This is a genomic window from Clostridia bacterium, assembly GCA_035561135.1.
Classification (GTDB): Bacteria; Acidobacteriota; Terriglobia; order Terriglobales; family Acidobacteriaceae; genus DATMYA01.
The window spans coordinates 77,235-94,144 of record DATMYA010000057.1 but is presented as its reverse complement, the minus strand read 5'-3'; the positions used below and the strand labels follow the sequence as shown (position 1 = coordinate 94,144).

Annotated in this window: 8 protein-coding genes; 1 reads left to right on the top strand and 7 read right to left on the bottom strand. The window is 55.8% G+C overall.

What is annotated here, in order from left to right:
* Positions 1 to 37: 37 nt before the first annotated feature.
* The gene (locus tag VN622_13150; protein HWR36810.1) at positions 38 to 2,833 is read right to left on the bottom strand and encodes a DUF5695 domain-containing protein; all 2,796 of its coding nucleotides are present in this window, start codon (positions 2,831 to 2,833) and stop codon (positions 38 to 40) included.
* Positions 2,834 to 3,003: 170 nt separating this feature from the next.
* Positions 3,004 to 4,494, bottom strand: coding sequence for an L-arabinose isomerase (araA, locus tag VN622_13145; GenBank protein ID HWR36809.1), 1,491 nt, complete (start codon positions 4,492 to 4,494; stop codon positions 3,004 to 3,006).
* Between the two features lie 724 nt (positions 4,495 to 5,218).
* On the opposite strand from araA, the gene VN622_13140 reads away from it, so the two are divergent.
* Positions 5,219 to 6,121: a glycoside hydrolase gene (locus tag VN622_13140; GenBank protein ID HWR36808.1), complete on the top strand. Its 903-nt coding sequence runs from the start codon at positions 5,219 to 5,221 to the stop codon at positions 6,119 to 6,121.
* Between the two features lie 324 nt (positions 6,122 to 6,445).
* Here the strand turns inward: VN622_13140 and VN622_13135 are convergent, their stop codons facing one another.
* The 5 genes from VN622_13135 to VN622_13115 form a co-directional block, all read right to left on the bottom strand.
* Positions 6,446 to 10,084 carry a TonB-dependent receptor gene (locus tag VN622_13135; protein HWR36807.1) on the bottom strand — a complete coding sequence of 1,213 codons (3,639 nt, stop codon included), beginning with the start codon at positions 10,082 to 10,084 and terminating at the stop codon, positions 6,446 to 6,448.
* Between the two features lie 590 nt (positions 10,085 to 10,674).
* Positions 10,675 to 12,972 (bottom strand): DPP IV N-terminal domain-containing protein, encoded by a 2,298-nt coding sequence (locus tag VN622_13130; protein HWR36806.1) that lies wholly within the window; start codon positions 12,970 to 12,972, stop codon positions 10,675 to 10,677.
* Positions 12,973 to 13,007: 35 nt separating this feature from the next.
* On the bottom strand, positions 13,008 to 14,177 hold the full coding sequence (locus VN622_13125) for a M24 family metallopeptidase (protein HWR36805.1): 1,170 nt from the start codon (positions 14,175 to 14,177) through the stop codon (positions 13,008 to 13,010).
* Positions 14,178 to 14,217: 40 nt separating this feature from the next.
* Positions 14,218 to 15,615, bottom strand: coding sequence for a sodium:solute symporter family protein (locus tag VN622_13120; GenBank protein HWR36804.1), 1,398 nt, complete (start codon positions 15,613 to 15,615; stop codon positions 14,218 to 14,220).
* A gap of 445 nt (positions 15,616 to 16,060) precedes the next feature.
* Positions 16,061 to 16,804 carry a GntR family transcriptional regulator gene (locus VN622_13115; protein ID HWR36803.1) on the bottom strand — a complete coding sequence of 248 codons (744 nt, stop codon included), beginning with the start codon at positions 16,802 to 16,804 and terminating at the stop codon, positions 16,061 to 16,063.
* Positions 16,805 to 16,910: the final 106 nt, after the last annotated feature.

Below are 16,910 nucleotides of genomic sequence, written 5' to 3'. Positions count from 1 at the left end.
GCTGTTCTCTGTGTGCCTCGATCGACGCGATTCCTTTTCACTGTTGAGTGCTCCGGAAGAAATTGATTTCTGAAGCCCCAGTGCCCATTTTTACTTCGGCCTCCCATGGATAATCCCAATCCCCTGTAGCCTTCAGCGAAACCTTTTGTCCATCCTGTGTCAGTTCGTAGTGCTCACCGGGAGGGAATGAAACTCGAATGAGCGTGGAATGCGCATCCTGAGTCCTGTTATCAAGAGTAAAGAGCAGCTTGTCGAATTTCCTGTCCGTAATCATCGGTTGCGTTGCGCTGAAGCCGTCGCGGTCAACCTCAAGTTTGAAACGTCGCACCCCTGCAAATGGAAGCTTTGCATCGGGAAGAACGGCCGCGAACCGCTGACGCAAGCCATCGCGCGGCATGATTGTGAACGTCTCACCTTTTTCGGAAAGTTCCGCGCCGTAAGCCGTCCAGCCAAAGACCGGGTCGTGAGTCAGGACGGTAGAAGCCATACGTAGTGCGCCGGCGAAGCCCAAATCAATTTCGCCGTCGTAATGCCACGGTCCGCGGGGAACGTCCGCACCCATCCAGGCGTTCCCGTGCTTGGCGGACATGAACTGCCAACCGGCGGCACCGTCGTTCTCCTTGCCCGGAAACCAGAAGCCGTAGTTTGTGTCGGACCTGCCTGTGTTCATCAGGCTCCACGAGCTGAGATATGACGCGTATCCGAGCTGTACCCAGTCGTTAGGTTGGGGCGAGAAGTTCAGGGCGTAGTCCAGAATTCCCCATCCACCCATAGCGGCCATGTAACTCAATCCGGGGTCTGCACCGAGCTGATAGTAAGAGGCCTCAAGCCAGCCCCTCACGCTTAGCCCCGATGCAAGTTGGCGATCCATGAAGGCACGCGAATCCTGCGTCGATACAACCGGATGCGAATACCACTTCTTCAGCTTGATATCCCACCAGAGATTCTTGTCAGCTTTCATGTCGTGCGTCGCACCGTATTTTGCCAGCGCATAGCTGGACTCGAAGGCCGTGCGATCGAAAGCATATTCCGAGCGGAATGGATAAGGATCGTCGTAAACGAAGTACTTGACCTTCTTCTCCCACTCCGAGCCTAACCATGAGGCCTGTCCTGAAAACCCTTCACGTTCCAGCGCGGCGGCCAGCTTAAGCACGATCAGTTCGTTGTAGAGACCCCACTTGGATGTCTCGTAGTAGTCCGGCATCAGCTCGTAAGGGTACGTGTAGAAAGCTCGTGCGGTCTGGTACGCCCGCTGGAGATATCCTGCCGCGTCGAGATACTTCGACATGTGCGGATACTTTTTCGCGATCTCGTACATGTGGTAGTACAGCATCACGATGTGAGGGTAGTCGTACGAGCGCCAGACGTGAACTTTGTCCAGGTTTGTTTTGCTAATTTTCGCGCGTCGCTCAGGATCTCGGTTCGTGTACCAGTCGGGAGTGCCGTAAACCCCATACGGGTACGGGGTTTCCTCGCCCGTGCGCTGAAGCTTGCCCCACACGAAGTGCTCCAGGTAGTACTCAAGGGCTTCAATTTCACCCTGGTCGGGATAGGCAACGTTCTTCGCGGCGATATATGGAGCCTTGCTCAGGCCGGGATCATCGCAGGTCAACACGTAGGACATGCGCCCTTTGAAGATGTCCGGATCTTCAGGTGTGCGCAGGACCTTGTTTTTCATATCGTAAGGTGCAAATACGCCGTTCCACCACTTGGAACCATCGCGTATCTGCTGACGCCCGATAAGAAACGCGCTGCGCTTCTTTATGAGAGTTTCGATCGGTTCCGTAACGAAGTATTCGAGGTAGGTCTTTCGCCCGCCATCGTGATGAATCGTTAGCTTGTTTTCGCCGAGCCGCTTGAAGCTGAATTCATACAGGTGATGTCCGGGCAGGCGCTCGCCTAAGCTCGTAATCTTTGTCTGCTGCGGAAACTCTGCTTCGATGGACTCAATTCGCGCTTTCGTGTGCAGAGAGATGCGCGCGCTCAGATCCTCAGGAATGGACATCCCGGGCATAGCGCGAATGTCGAAGAGGCCCTCGTCGTAGAGGATTTCACGCAATTCATCGTAACTCTTCGCCCAGCGAAAGCGGAAGCCATAATGCGCCGTGCTGTTCTTCGCTCCAGACGGCCGGAGTTCCAGAAATGTATGCGCTTGTCGCCAAGTGCCGCGTTGTTCATTTCCTCCACTCAAGCCGGAATGAATGTAGTAGCGCGTTCGTCTCTGCGCGGTGTCGAAGTACTCAAGCCTGGTGCCGGGATGCGGCGTGACGATCAGAAACGGTGGTGCGCCGGAGGCCCGCACAAAGTAGAGAAACGATCCGTCACCAGAGATGAACTGGTGACCAAGGAATCCTCGTTCAAAAATTTCCTTGGGTTCTTCCCCCGACGGACGCTTTACAGGAACTTCAATCGCAACATCCCCAACCCGCACGGCTGAGTTGCCTACCGCATGGACATCGATGTTCCAATCGAGCGCCTTTCCGTCAGTTTTGAAAGTCTGCACGACTTTCAGGGGCGTGCCCGGCAAGGTCGTGTACCTGACGACTCCGGCCTGGGGAGAAGCGTCCGAACGGAAGTGCTGCACGTCCAGGTCTTTCCATTCGCCACCGCCGACTGAGTATCGGACCGTCAGGCCGAGGTAACGTTCTGGGATTGTTACCGCTGCGCCATAAGGATCGTTGGGGTGCGCAAGGGCCGAAACGCCACGATCGTCGTAGGCAAAACGTATGTCTCCCTTTTGGATCGTGTGTTGTGCCACCTGGGAGGAATCCGCCACGGTGACAAGCAGAAGCAGAACGAATGCTGCGCCTAAGACTGACCTTCGTGCATTCATCAGGCACTCTCCGCGTCAGTACATATTCGAATCAGTGACTGCTAAGCTCCGTCCGCTACTTAGGACGGTGTTTCTTCCAGGAAGCTGTTACGCGAATGCAAGCCGAATACCGTCGCTGCAGGCGACATTTGCCATCGTCTGCAGCGACTCGGTACGGCGGGAGTTCTAACCTAATGCGACCAGCGGTAGTACAGGTCGTTCCAACGGAGCTCTTTCTTGAATTCGCGCAAGCTCGTGTTCTCGTCGATTAGCAAATATTCCATCCCTGCCATCTCGGCGAAATCTTCCATGTGCTCGGCTGTCAAGGCTTGGCTGAAGCCGGTATGATGTGCACCTCCGGCCAGGATCCACGCACCCGCCGCGACCTTCAGATTCGGTTCCGGCACCCACACGGCGCGGGCTACTGGCAGATGAGGCAGCGGCTCGGGCGGAATCACGTTGACCGTATTCACAATCATGCGGAAATGGTCCCCCATATCCACGACGGAAGCGTTCAACGCCGGACCACTGCCCGCCGTGAACACCAACCGAACCGGGTCCTCCTTGCCGCCAATCGACAATGGATGAATTTCGGCAGAAGGTTTCCCTTCGGCTATCGAGGGACAAACTTCCAACATGTGCGAGCCAAGGGCCTTTCCGCCATCGCGCATGTCGTAGGTGTAGTCCTCCATGAACGACGTGCCACCATTCAGGCCGGCACTCATGACTTTCATCGAGCGCACAAGGGCGGCCGTCTTCCAATCGCCTTCGGCGCCGAAGCCGTAGCCATCGTCCATCAATCGCTGGACGGCGATGCCCGGGAGCTGCTGCAGGCCGTGCAGGTCCTCAAAGGTATCGGTGAAAGCCTTGAATCCGCCATTGTCGAGAAATGCCCGGAGTCCCACTTCCACCCGTGCAGCCTCGCGCAGCGAAGAATGCTTTTCGCCGCCTTTGCGCAGCGATGCGGCAACCGTGTATGCACCTTCATACTCCGATACCAGCTTGTCAGTTTCGGCATCGGTCACCTTGCGTATGTACGCCGTGAGGTCACCCATTCCGAACCCGCTCACGGTGTAGCCCAACTTGATCTGGGCTTCGACCTTGTCGCCTTCGGTTACGGCAACATTACGCATATTGTCGCCAAAGCGCGCCACTTTCAGGCTTTTCGAGTCATGCCAGGCGCAGGCCGCCCTCGCCCACGCGCCGAGTTCCTCATGAACATCTGCGTCCTGCCAGAACCCGACAATAACTTTGCGCTGCATTCTCATGCGGCTAACGCCGAATCCAAACTCGCGATCGCCGTGCGCCGACTGGTTCAGGTTCATGAAGTCCATGTCCATCGTGGACCACGGCAGTTCCCTGTTGAATTGCGTGTGAAGATGTGCGAAGGGCTTATTCAGTGAACTCAACCCGGCAATCCACATTTTCGCTGGAGAGAATGTGTGCATCCAGGTGATGAGCCCGACGCAGTTCTTGGAGGCGTTCGCTTCCAGGCAAAGCTCGTAGATGGCTTCCGGCGTCGTCATCACCGGCTTAAATACCGTCTTTACCGGAATTGCGGCCGACTCAGAGAGAGTGCGGGCAATCTCACGTGAGTGCCCAGCCACTTTCTCCAGCGCCTCGGGACCGTAAAGGTGCTGGCTTCCAGTGACAAACCAAAGTTCCCTTGCTTTGAAATCCATAATGGCCGTTCCTTCGTGATGTCGGGGGGCCTTCGCAGTAGCCGAACAAATGCGCAACCCGCCGGATTAGCTGACTAAAGATTCTTGTTCGTTCGCCGTGCTCGGTTCTCGCCGCATTCAGGAGCACGTGCAGCTCTTGCGCGAAGCACGTCTCTGAGTAAGCGTTTACTTAGAAAACGATATTCGCCCCAACTGTACTTGTCAAACAATTTCGAATTCGATTATGGCCGCGCCCAGTAAACTCCGCGGATCTGAGTTCAGTTCCAGAGTCCGATCCGCGTTACCATTTCGAACACACGGAGAAAGCTGTCGAATCCCACATAGCGAGATTCGCTTGGGCCAAAGCGGTCGCGCGCTGCGCGATCTACCCGGCCTCGATTTTGTGATCGCGTTTCGGCCGCTCAAGATGGCACACAACCGCCGCGGTTTTGCTGATGTTTCGCGTTGCAGGTAACCGTTTGCTCCAATCGCCAATTCGAAGTAAATAACTGTTCTACTTCTATCCAAAAAGAGCTTACAATTCGGCCCATCAAGAATTGAGTAAACGATTTCCATAAGCGGCTATACTGAGTACTGTCAACGAAATCGACCGTCGGCAATTCACAATTGCAGCCGGTGACGGCGGTGCTCTCAATTTCGTTGAAACCGTAAATAGCAGTCTTTGACCAATAGAAGAGGACGCCAGGCATTGTGACCCGGATCGTTCTCAACTGAAAGCGAGTGAATGATGCGTACAAATAAAGTTGCTGTACTGGCACTACTCGTTAGCTCGGCATGCTGTGCGGTCGCGGCCGAAAACAAGCCGTTGATTCGTGATTACGCCTCCGCGGTCATCAGCGCCCCACCGGATTCGCTGAAAGTTAATCCCTTCTACAAGAAGTACGCGGATGCTTCAGGGATCGCAATACTTAGCTCCGACAAGGTCCCCGACACTGCCCTGCTGGTAGCGCGGGACATCGTGATCCACATGCTTTCCAATCGGCCTGACATCCGCGGTGCGATGGTGGCGGAACGGTGGCGCGTCGGCGTCATGGCGCAAACCGAGTTGACGACCGACATCCCTGAGCATCGCGACCTGAAAAAGCCCAGGATCGAACAAGTCACCGAGGGGGAACGTGCCCGCTACGATGTCATTGCCAAAATGACGGACAAGCAGTACTGGGACAAACGGGCGCGCGGGCTTGGTGGCAATCCAACGACGTGTGCCGAAGAGAACATACTGGGCTATCCGGAGACACGTTACTTCGGCGAGAACATCCTTGTTCACGAGTTCTCACACGCTATACACCAGGGCATCGACAAGGCCGACCGCCAACTCAGCGCAGATATTAAGCAGGCATACCGTGACGCGATGGCGCTTGGCTTATGGAAGAATTCGTATGGCGCGACCAATCCGGCTGAGTACTGGGCAGAGGGAACGCAGTTCTGGTTTCATTCCAACTACGAATATGTAGATGGCGATCGTCGCATTAATTCGCCGTTGGACCTGCTCCGCTACGATCCCAAGCTCTATGAGTTACTCGGACGCGTTTATCCGGATCACAAGATTGTGGTCGATGTCTACCAAGGCAAGGAACTCAAACCGCCTGCTAGCCACAAGCCAGGCGCGCAAAACGTTCTGCAGTAATCGGAAATGACACTACGCAGCCGGCCGATGCGGAGCACCACGCCGGTTGCGTAGTATCACCTATTCGGAATCGCAGCACTGCACATCTTCCTAACAGTAGCGCACTATCGCTCGAGAATTCCAAGGCTCCCTTCTCGTAACGCCGCCCCCGCGTCGTCTGCAATTCCCGAATGTCGATACATGTATTCCGCAGTTTGTGCTCTGTTCCCTTCAAAAAAAGAGCGCCCCACTCCTGAGAAAGCGAATGGGACGCTGCGCGAGGGAGGCAGATTAACTGGAAGCCACGGTAAGGAACTCCGTGGCTCCCGAGGTTAAAGTGTCAGGTTAGAATTCGATATTTGCCCGGAACTCGATGTTGCGAGGACGAGTGCCGGATTGAAGCACAGCCGATCCGAAGCCCGACGTGCTGCCGACGCTCCTTCCGCTGTATGCAAATACCGGATGGTTGAAGGCATTCAGGAGTTCCGCCTGGAACTTGAATTTGACGCGTTCCGTGATGGCGGCTGACTTCGAAATGCCGATATCCGTAAAGGTTTGGCGAGGACCGTGGAGATATATGATCTGACCGATTTCTCCGGGCGTCGTATTGGAAGTGATAGCACCCTTGGCAAACATCTCGGCGGTCCACGTCGGATCGAGATACCTTACCTGGTTTGCCGCATTGTAGAACACACCAACATGGTCCTGAAGATCGGCAGCGGTGATACCGTTGAGAACCACTCCGCCGTCCGAAAGATTGTTGAAGGTGTTGTTCGCGCCGTTGATGCGGAACGGAGCTCCGGTCTGCCACGTCAAGATGCTCGAGACAGTCCATCCGCCCAAAACCTTATCAACGATGCCATTGCTGTTCAGCCACTGCTTCCCTTTACCGAATGGCAGGTCATAGGTTGCATTGACGTGTACGACGTTTTGGCGATCGGTATTGGCTGGGCCATAGCTGGACTTGATGTCGCGGATGGTTTCCTGCTTGTATCCGCCCATCCAGTCGCCAGCGGTGGCCACGCCAAGAGTGTGACTCCAGGTATAGTTCGCGGTGTAAGTGAGCCCGTGCCAGTTCCGTTGCCGGAACTCAAGCTGCAAGCTGTTGTAATTGGAATAACCCTTATCGGTCATGTAGGGCGCGCCCATCCATGCACCGGTAGCGAACGGGTTGGCTACGAAGAAGTTGATTGGATAACCCGCGCCAGCACCGGCGCTAGCGCCGCATGGCCCGAACGAGCTGCCAACCATGTTGCAGAAGTACCCGGGCTGGGTCAGAGTGCCCGCGAACGATCCAGCCTGTCCGCGCTGCAGGTTCGTAATAAAGCTGTTGTCCGTGAATGAAACGCCAGCAGCGGTCATGATCGGCAGGTTGAACTGCCCCGGTGCGCCGAGATTCGCGAACGAGTTAACGCCATTAGCCTTGTTGATGTTGTAGTTGGCCTGGGCGTGCTTGAATTCGTCCAGGAACCCGTTTTCGAAAATATTGACTTCGTTGATGTTCTGGGCGATCCACTGGTGGATTGTGTGGCTCCCGTTGTAGCGAACCTCGATTGCCCGCGTCGCCCCCAGTTCCCGCTGAATGCCTAAATTCCAGGACTGAGTGTACGGCTGGCGAATCTTGGGATCGATTCCGGCAGCGCTCGGATCGCCGAAAGTCGCTTCATTAAGGTGAATGACTTTCGAGTACTCCGAGGGTGATTTTACGAAGGTTGGGTACGGAGCGCCCAACTGCAAGCTACCTGGCATGAAGGTTCCAGGCAGGCCGGAGGTGTCAGCGTTCGTATAGAACGGTTGATAGAAGCCCGCGCCGTAGGCAGAAGCCATATCCCAAACGAACTGCTGCGGTTCGGTAAACCGGCGGAGCGAATATCCGGCACGAACTACCGTACCGTTGCCGCCCAGCAGCTTCTCAACCCAGGATCCTGACGACCTCGGAGACCATGCAATACCAATCGCAGGCTGCGGAGTGACCCTCCAAGGGTCATAGGCGCTGTCCCGCTGCGTCAGCACGGGGTCCATGGTGCCAGGCAGGAATCCGGGTTGGAAGAGGTTCCCAGCACCGGAAGGTCCAAAGAGATCTCCAGGCGTCATGGAGTGATACTTGCCTGTGATGTCCTTGTTCTCTCCAACGAAATCCCAGCGTAAGCCGTAGTTGATGGTCAGGTTGGGTTTGAACTTGTAGGAGTCCTGGGCGAAAAGACCCCAAGACTTCATGACTTCATTCAGCCGCGAGTATTGCACGTCTGTCGCGTAGGCATTGGTTTTTGAGTCATACGCATGGCGTCCCCATACACTATCGACACGCCCGGTCAGAACTGCATACAACTGCTGCGCATTCCCCAACTCATCGGCGTCAGTGATGCCATTCTGTTGCAGCACACTTTGCGTGATTGCCTGCAGAGCGGGATCACCCGTTGCGAGTCCCAGTCCTACGTTGGGGAAGCCCTCTGGCGGATCCCAATACTTGTTCTGGTCTCGGTATGCGTTGAAGCCGAAGCTGAACGTATGGGCGCCCTTCACCCAAGTGGTGCTATCCGACATGCTGATGACCGGCTGCATACGCGAGTTCGGCATGTTGTAAACCATGCCGGACATCTCATAATCGCCGTAGTTCCAGAAAACGGTCGGGTTGGTTTTATAGTCGCTGGAGCCTCCGGTGCCGAACCACGCGGCAGTGTAGAGGTAGCCAAGTCTTAGCTGGTTGATCAAAGTGGGCGAGATGGTCCACTCTAATCCGAGTGCGGCAGTCAAGTTATTGCTTTTGTTGTCTGCGATGCGACCGTCGCCTGGCCACCAGGCATTAGAAGCGCCCGGTGAGCTCGATTTCGTTTGGTTGTAGGCAAGGTTCAAACGAAGGTTTTGCGACAAGTTGTAGTCAATTCTAAACGTCGGATAGTAGATGGTAACGGGGCTGGTCTGATTCCACTGCCATAGCAGTAGATTCCGGTCGTCTTGGACACTAGGGTCCGGCGAGCCGGCGGACGCTCTATAGCCGTCGATCTCGGTGAGCCGATTCTTAATTACCGAATTAAGAGAGGTTGGAAGGTTCGTACCATTCGCCGCGTTGTAAGCTGCAGCGACATTGAACAGGTTGACCTGCTTGCCATTGCCGGCCGTGTAAATGCCTTGCCGAGCAGTGTCCGTGAAGTACTGGTTGTATAGAGTTCTGCTCCCCGGCTGTCTCGAATTGGACAAGCTGGCGAAGAAGAACAGCTTGTCCTTGATAATCGGACCGCCAAGGCTGGCGCCGAATTCATTCAGGATCAGCTTGGGCTTCTTTGAAACTCGCCACGGGTTGGCATTCAGCGCGTCGTTCCGGAAGTCTTCATAAAATCTTCCGTGGAAAGCGTTGCTGCCGCGCCGGGTGACGTAAGTGATCTGCATGTTCGACGTACCGAACCCCGAGTTCAGGTCCAGTTGATCGGTGCTGACTGTCATTTCCGCGATGTTTTCCAAGCGCGGAGTAACGGCGCTGGCATCGGCGCCAGACGAGTACTTCCAGCGACCCGAAACGCCGATAATGCCGTCCATGCTGCTTCCCTGCGCCATCGTCGGCAGGCCGTTCCAGGTGCCGTTATATCCGGCTGCCAGTCTGGACAATTGCGCGATGTTGCGACCGCCTAGCGGCAGGTCTTCGATCATCTTCGTGTCGATCGTAATGGACGTGGCGCTGGAAGAGGTTTCGACCAGCGGCGCAGCGCCGCCTTCCACGTCTACGACCACCTCAGCGGATCCGACTTTCAGCGTAGCCTTGATGTCGGTCGTTCGGGCGGTTTGAACCACCACATTGTAAGATTGCGTCTCGAAGCCATTCCTGGCGACCGTGAGTTTGTAAGAACCAAAGTTCAGGTTCACAAACGTATAGTTACCGGCGTCCTGGGTGACGGCTTGACGCACATCGTTCGTGGCAAGATCGGTCAACTTCAGCTGAGCGCCCGGAATAACGCCGCCGCTAGGGTCAACAACAGTCACCGATACCATGCCCTGAGACTGCTGTGCCAATGCTGCGGGAGTAAAGAAAATAGAACAGAGTAAGAGGCATCCGAGTAAGCTGCCCCACCAAAGGTACATCCTGTGTCGCTGTTTCAAACCCATACTGCCTCCTTCATCTTTTCCACCGGCTGCATAATGTATGCACCATCAAGCAGCGGACGGAACAAAACGACGTCAACCGCATTTGCCACCTGTTGCGACTTGCTCCTTTTCGTCCGGAGCTCTTAGTTCGAGTTATTAAACGACATAGTTATAGCAAACGTTTTCTCAAAAATCATAATCTATGCAAAGTACCCACTGCTGTCAATAGACTTTTTTTCTTAGTCCCGGGCGACGAATTCATGGCCCCAAAGTTCGTCGTGACCGCCCTATCGATTCAAGTCGCAACCGCCCTGCTCCGCGAAGCAGAGTCTCAGGCCGACATTGCGTGACCTCTACGATGCAAACCGAAATTTCCGTTCGCCGCATTTGCGGCCTGCCTTCAAGATCGGTATCCGTTTACTCAGATTGGCTCTCACCAGAAGTTGATTATGCGATGGTGCACTTTTCACCGCCTCCGCAGCGAGAGTTCGTGAGCGCTAATTGCCACGGCGATCGTTGTCTTCTTGCTGGATTTCAAAACCGCTGGGCGGGGCCACACCGGCAAGATTCTGCACGAAGTAGTCCCAGCGTCGGCGAATGACGTAAGGATTGCGGCCCTCCCCGTGGTACTGGTTGGGGACGATCAGCATGTCGAAGTTCTTATTAGCCTTGATCAGCGCATCCGCAAACTGGAGCGTCGCCGAAGGACTGACGTTGTCATCAAGATCGCCATGAACAAGGAAGAGTTTCCCCTCAAGTTTTCCGGCCATCGTGACGTTGGACTGCTCGCGGTAGTGATCGCCCAATGGGTAGCCCATCCAGAGCTCATTCCACCACGCTTTGTCCATGCGATGATCGTGGTTGGCCGATGTCGAGACGCCGACCTTGTAGAACTTCGGATGCGTCAGCATGGCATGAGCGGTGTCGTATCCGCCGGCCGAACCGCCATACAGTCCCACGCGTCCAAGGTCCATGTAGGGATATTTTTCTGCCATCTGCTTCAGCACGGAGATGTGGTCGTCAATGCCGCCGTCACCAAGGTTCCTGTAGGAAAAATTGTGGAACGCCTTAGATCGGCCGCCAGTGCCCTGGCCATCGATCATTACGACGATGAAACCAAGTTCGGCCGTCGATTGCGCCGTGCTGCGGAACGCAGCGAACGTCTTGGGCACAAAGAATGACTGCGGCCCCGTGTAGATCTGTTCGATCACGGGATATTTGCGTGATGGATCGAAATTCGACGGGCGCCAGATGAGCCCGTAGATGTCCACCTTGCCGTCGCGCCCCTTGCCGTGGAACGCTTCCGGATACTTCCACCCAGTCTTTAGCAGTTCCTTGGCGTTCGTCTCCTCAAGCGGCATGACCACTCCGCCATCAGACGTACGCCGCAGGACTACCTTGGTTGGCAGGTCCGGCCGCGAGTACGTGTCGATGAAATAGGAGTTCGAGGGTGAAACAATTGCCGCATGGTTGGCAGCTTCGGGCGTAAGCATTTTCAGGCCTGTGCCATCCAGATTGACACAGTAAAGATGCGTCAGATATGGATCCTCGCCCGCTTCCCTGCCGGACGCGAGGAAGTACACTTGGCGCGCTTTTTCGTTAATCTGCACGATCTGGCGAACGACCCACTCGCCCTTGGTCAACTGCTTTTTGAGTTCGCCGGTCTTGCCATCGAAAAGGTAGAGGTGGTTCCAACCATCGCGTTCGGAACCCATCAAGAACTCGGAGGCATCATTGACTGACTCGATGAAGTTCGTTGCCGGATCCACGAATGTATCCGACGCCTCTTCCAGTACCGTGCGGGTCTTGCCCGTGCTGGAATCTGTTTCGTGCAACACGTTCCGCTTCCAGCCGCGTTCAGAGGTGTTGAAGTAGAAGTGCCTGCTTTCCTTGTCCCACTCGAAACCGGGCCCGCCCTGGAATGCCATGCTGATGGGGTCGGCTTGGACGGCAATGCGCTGGCCTCGCTCGACGTCGAAAATTATCGGCTCGGCCCTGGACAGCGCCTCACCCGGGAGCGGGTAAGCATATGTGTATGCGATCGGGCGAAGCCTGTCCGGCGGGACAGACTGAATGGTCGTCATTCGCAGAGCGAAACGCGAATCCATGCGATAGGTGACGAACTTGCTTGAATCCGGAGCCCAGAAAACCGCCACATTCGGCTTGGCGCCGGTTGCTGCGCGCTGAATCAGTTCACCGCCGGAGGGCAGCGGCGTAGCGTAATCGTAGCTCTCGACGCCATCGTCGGTCAGCCGAATCTCCTGGTTGTTGCTGACCGACCGGACCCAAAGATTGTGATCTCGGACAAAGGCTTGCCATCTACCGTCCGGTGAAAAGCCGTCGCCACGTTGCCGCGGACGGTCCTTTAGCTTTAAGCAGTTATAGGTGTCGAGTGTGCAACGCCACTGCACTCCCGCGTGCGTGAACTTGATGTCGGGAGCTTTCGGGTCGTACGCGAACACGTCAAACGGGAGCTTATCGGCGTGATATTCCCTATCCGCGACACGGGAGAATGCGGCCGCGAGTTTCGCGTGATCGAATAGAGGTTCGCGCGTCTTCTTCGCTGCGTCTACGACCAGGAACTGCTTACCTTTTTGCGTTACGCTACGGTACCAGAAGCGGTCTGACTTCTCGATCCACTGCGGCTTGACGTCCGCTTCCTGTACGAGTTTTGTCACGTTCCAGGGCAGGAAGCGCTCGGCCCGTTTGTAGTCTTCCAACGTGCCCTGCGCCAACACCATCGCAGGTAGGATTAAAGAAAAGACAAGAGAAATGCTGGCTATACGATTCCGCATATAAAGTTTTGGCTCCGCACCGCTCAAGCGCCGCGTTAAATTAGTACGACTTGTTGTTGCACTTCCCCTGTCACTTCGGCTGTGCGCTCTCGAACGAGAACGTTCACCTCACTGCGCAGGCCGAACTCGGGCAGATAAATCCCCGGCTCAATAGAGAAACATGTGTTGGGAATGACTTCGCGCTCGTCCCGCACCTCGAAGTTGTCCATGTTGGCGCCGTTGCCGTGAACCTCGGTGCCGATGGAATGTCCGGTACGGTTGTTGAAATACGCGCCATAGCCCGCCTGTTCGATGACGTCGCGCGACTCCTTGTCGACTTCCCATCCCAGTAGCGTGCGGCCGGCTGTAAGCGTTTGCTGGACCTTGTTGATCCCCGCATCACGCGACTGCCGGACGATCTCGAATATGCCCTGAATGCGCTCCGGAACCGACGTCCCAACGTAGCCGACCCAGCTAATGTCGTAATAGACGGCGTTGGGCCAGTCCTTCTTGCCCCATATATCGAGCAGAATGAAATCGCCCTCTGCAATCCTGGCGGAGCTTTCGGCGGTTGGCGCGTAATGCGCGTTGCTGCTGTTCTGGTTGACGGCAACGATCGGAGGCGCGTCGGCTACGAGGTTCTCACGCTTGAAGGCCTCGACAAGCCACTGCTGGATTTCGAATTCGTTGCTCCCACCGCTGCGGGCGCGGCGTCCGATCTCCCGGAAAACGTCGCTCATGATTGAGTCAATCGAATCTCGCGCTGCGAAATGGCTGGCAATCTGCGCTTCGGTCCAGGTCGCCTCGCAAGTGGCCACCAGGTTTGCAGAGCTGATGACCTCCTTGCCCAGGCTGCGCACAAGGTCAATCGTTCCGCCATCCACAAGCGACACATAGAAGATCAGGTTGTTCGGCGAGAACTGCATCGCAATCCGCTGGTATGGCGCGAGCATCTGTTCCAGGTTGCCGACCAGTTTTTCCCACGCTGCATAGACCAGTTTGCGTCCCGGAAGTCCGTCAAGCTGAAATGGCTCGATTCGATGAACGAGTTTGACCGGTTCGCCTTCCGCCGGGACAAGATAAAACCAGCGGCGCGAAACACTCAGGGTCTCTGAAAGGCCGAGAATCCGATAAGCGATCGGATCGCGGTGATGGTGATCGCAGAACAACCAAGCTTCTATGCCGCGCGCTCGCAGCTCGGACTGGATTTCAGGAATCGATCGCATCGTATTGCTTCTTCCGTGACGAAGTTTTGCAACCCCTGCTTCACTTTACTTTCGCGGCGATGGCGACTGGCTCTGTTGTCTGCGGCTCTTCGTCAAAGAACGGAGCCCACTGCTCTCGCCGTGGCGCCTTCGTAATCAGGCTGACCACAACCAGCGAGATCAGCGAGACGATCAACGCAGGGAAGATTGCGTCGCGCGCCGCCCATGAAGCCGGCAGGAACTGCTTGCCGCCATAGCTCCAGGCGACGGTGACGAACGTCCCGAGCCCGATCGAAGTGACTGCTCCGGCTGCGGTCGCGCGCTTCCAGAAGAACGCCGACATCACAACCGGCGTAATCGCAGCAGAGTAGATGGTGTACGCATACAGCGCCATTGCCAGCACCGATGTCCAATAAGCACCCTGGATGAGCGCGAACACGCCGAGCCCTACAACGGCAAAGCGCGACAGCAAAATGATTTGCTTGCTTGACGCATTCTTGTTGATGAATCTTGAATAAACGTCTTCGACCAGATTGGTCGCCGGCGAGAATAGGTAATTGTTCGCCGTCGAAATCACCTTGGCAAAAACCGCCCCCATAAGCAGTGCGCCCATGAATGATGGCAGCGCGTGGCGGGCGACGAACGGGATGGTCTCACGAGGGCTCGCCATCAGCTCTGGCCTTGTACCGTAGAGGGCCGTGCCGAAGACGGCAATCGCGATGATCACCGTCTCCAGGAACACCGTTCCGACGATCCATCCGCCGACGGCAATTTTTGCGGCGCGCGCATCTTTGGCCGAAAAGAATTTTTGATACATGCTCTGATTGCCGAGCATGAGCAGGAACGTCGGAACGAAGAACTCCATCGCCTGGGTGAACGTCACGTGTCCGAGTACCTGGAACCGGTCTGCCGGAAGCGCCGCGTGCAGGCCTTCCCATCCACCTGCTGCGTAGAACAGCATCGGCGTGGCGATCAGGGTCGTAACCGTGACAAGAATGCCGATGACGACATCCGCATACGCGACGGATGACATCCCTGCCAAGGCAGTGAACAAGATCACGAAGGCGGCCACAATGTACATGCCAACCGTGGCATCAATTCCGGTGGCTAAGTGAAGAATGTCGCCGCCGCCCCTGAACTGGTACGAACAAATCGCGGTGTACGAGAACAAAATCGCAATTGTGCCGAGCACGCGGGCGGCCGCGTTGTAGCGCGTCTCAAGCAGGTCTGGCAAGGTAAACTGCGCAAACTTACGAGCGCGTGGTGCCACAAAGTAAATGATGAGGAGGCCAATCCACCCACCGGCCGGCTGCCACAATGCAGCAAAGCCATTCTTGGCGGCATTCTCGGCGCCCGCAAACAAGCTTCCGGCACCGACCCAGGAACAGAGCAGCGTTGCAACTAAGACGTAAGCGGGAAGACTGCGGCCTGCAACCAGGAAGTCTGCTTTGCTCTTCACCGTGCGACTGCGGAATACACTGACTCCCAGGAGGACAACAACAAGTAGAGCCAGAACCGTCACATATATATTCAAAGGTCCGACCTCGATCCGAGGCACTGCCATCGCTTTCGCGAGAAAGCAACTTCCATGGAGACACGCGACAACAGATTGCACGTCAGAGTTTTGGAACGACTCCGAACTTTATACTTTATGCACTCTGCCGTCCATGCTTTTCTTTGCTCCCGGTTGAGCTACGTTATCGTGGGTTTTCGAGCGAAATAAAGGAATAGACCGGCAACCCTAATGCGATGAATCAAACGACCTTAGATACCGCACCTGAGTAATTCGGAAATCCGAACCTGCGGGGGGCGTTTCGACAGCATCCGTAAATCGCAAGCACAGTCAGCCCGCAACCCTGCGGTGCTGTCACTCACGCCTTTGAGAGTCGTTTTTGGTTTTGCCGTTACGACTTCTCGCGGCGGCTCTTGATGAAGTCCTGGAGATACTGACCCGCTTCAATTATGTGGTGCCAGAGTGCTTCGCAAGCGACATCCGGCTGCCTGGTTTTGCAGGCATTCAGAAGGATCCTGTGTGCCCGGCCAGCGCGGTGAAGGTCGCGCGTGAACACGAGATGGAGCCGCGTGTAGCGGTCGGAATTGTTGTTCAGCGTGCGCAAAAGATTGATGAGGACAGGCCGATTAGCGGGGGCGTAAAGAGTGGAGTGGAATTGCCAGTTCCACTGTCCCCATGAACTGATGTCGGTATCTTGCTCGACTACCTGCTCATAGCCCTTCAGTATCTCTTCCGCCTTGCGGAAGTCCTCATCGGTAAAATTCGGGATTGCCTCCCTCAGAACGTGGCATTCCAGTACAGCACGAATATCGAACAGTTCGCCGATTTCTTCGGGTGACAACGCAGAGACGACGGCGCCGCGGTTGGCCACGATTGTGATCAACCCCTCGGCTTGTAGGTGGCGGAGCGCTTCGCGTACCGGAATGCGGCTGACCTGGAACTCAGCCGCGATGGCGTCCTGGCGCAACTGTTCGCCCTCGTGCAGTTCGCCGCGAATGATCTTTTGGCGCAGTTTGTCGGCTACCGCAGACGCAAGAGACTGTCTTTGGATTGCTGACGATTCCGCAGTGCGGACGGCGTCTGTTGTAATGCTCATAAGTGGCTTGTTGCCGATCATGTGAGAGACGACTGACATTTTATCCGTTGCTGCTCCCGCTCTGTATACATTATTTGATGCGCAGCCAGAGAAGGATGCGCTCCCATCCACGGTTGAACCCGTTCTCATTTCAGAAGTCAACCCT

What these genes read in the sequence shown, in the direction of transcription:
- VN622_13150 (HWR36810.1), bottom strand. Translation starts at nt 2,833, where the DNA reads ATGAATGCACGAAGGTCAGTCTTAGGCGCAGCATTCGTTCTGCTTCTG.
- VN622_13130 (HWR36806.1), bottom strand. Translation starts at nt 12,972, where the DNA reads ATGCGGAATCGTATAGCCAGCATTTCTCTTGTCTTTTCTTTAATCCTA.
- VN622_13135 (HWR36807.1), bottom strand. Translation starts at nt 10,084, where the DNA reads ATGGTATCGGTGACTGTTGTTGACCCTAGCGGCGGCGTTATTCCGGGC.
- VN622_13115 (HWR36803.1), bottom strand. Translation starts at nt 16,804, where the DNA reads ATGTCAGTCGTCTCTCACATGATCGGCAACAAGCCACTTATGAGCATT.
- VN622_13140 (HWR36808.1), top strand. Translation starts at nt 5,219, where the DNA reads ATGATGCGTACAAATAAAGTTGCTGTACTGGCACTACTCGTTAGCTCG.
- VN622_13125 (HWR36805.1), bottom strand. Translation starts at nt 14,177, where the DNA reads ATGCGATCGATTCCTGAAATCCAGTCCGAGCTGCGAGCGCGCGGCATA.
- araA (HWR36809.1), bottom strand. Translation starts at nt 4,494, where the DNA reads ATGGATTTCAAAGCAAGGGAACTTTGGTTTGTCACTGGAAGCCAGCAC.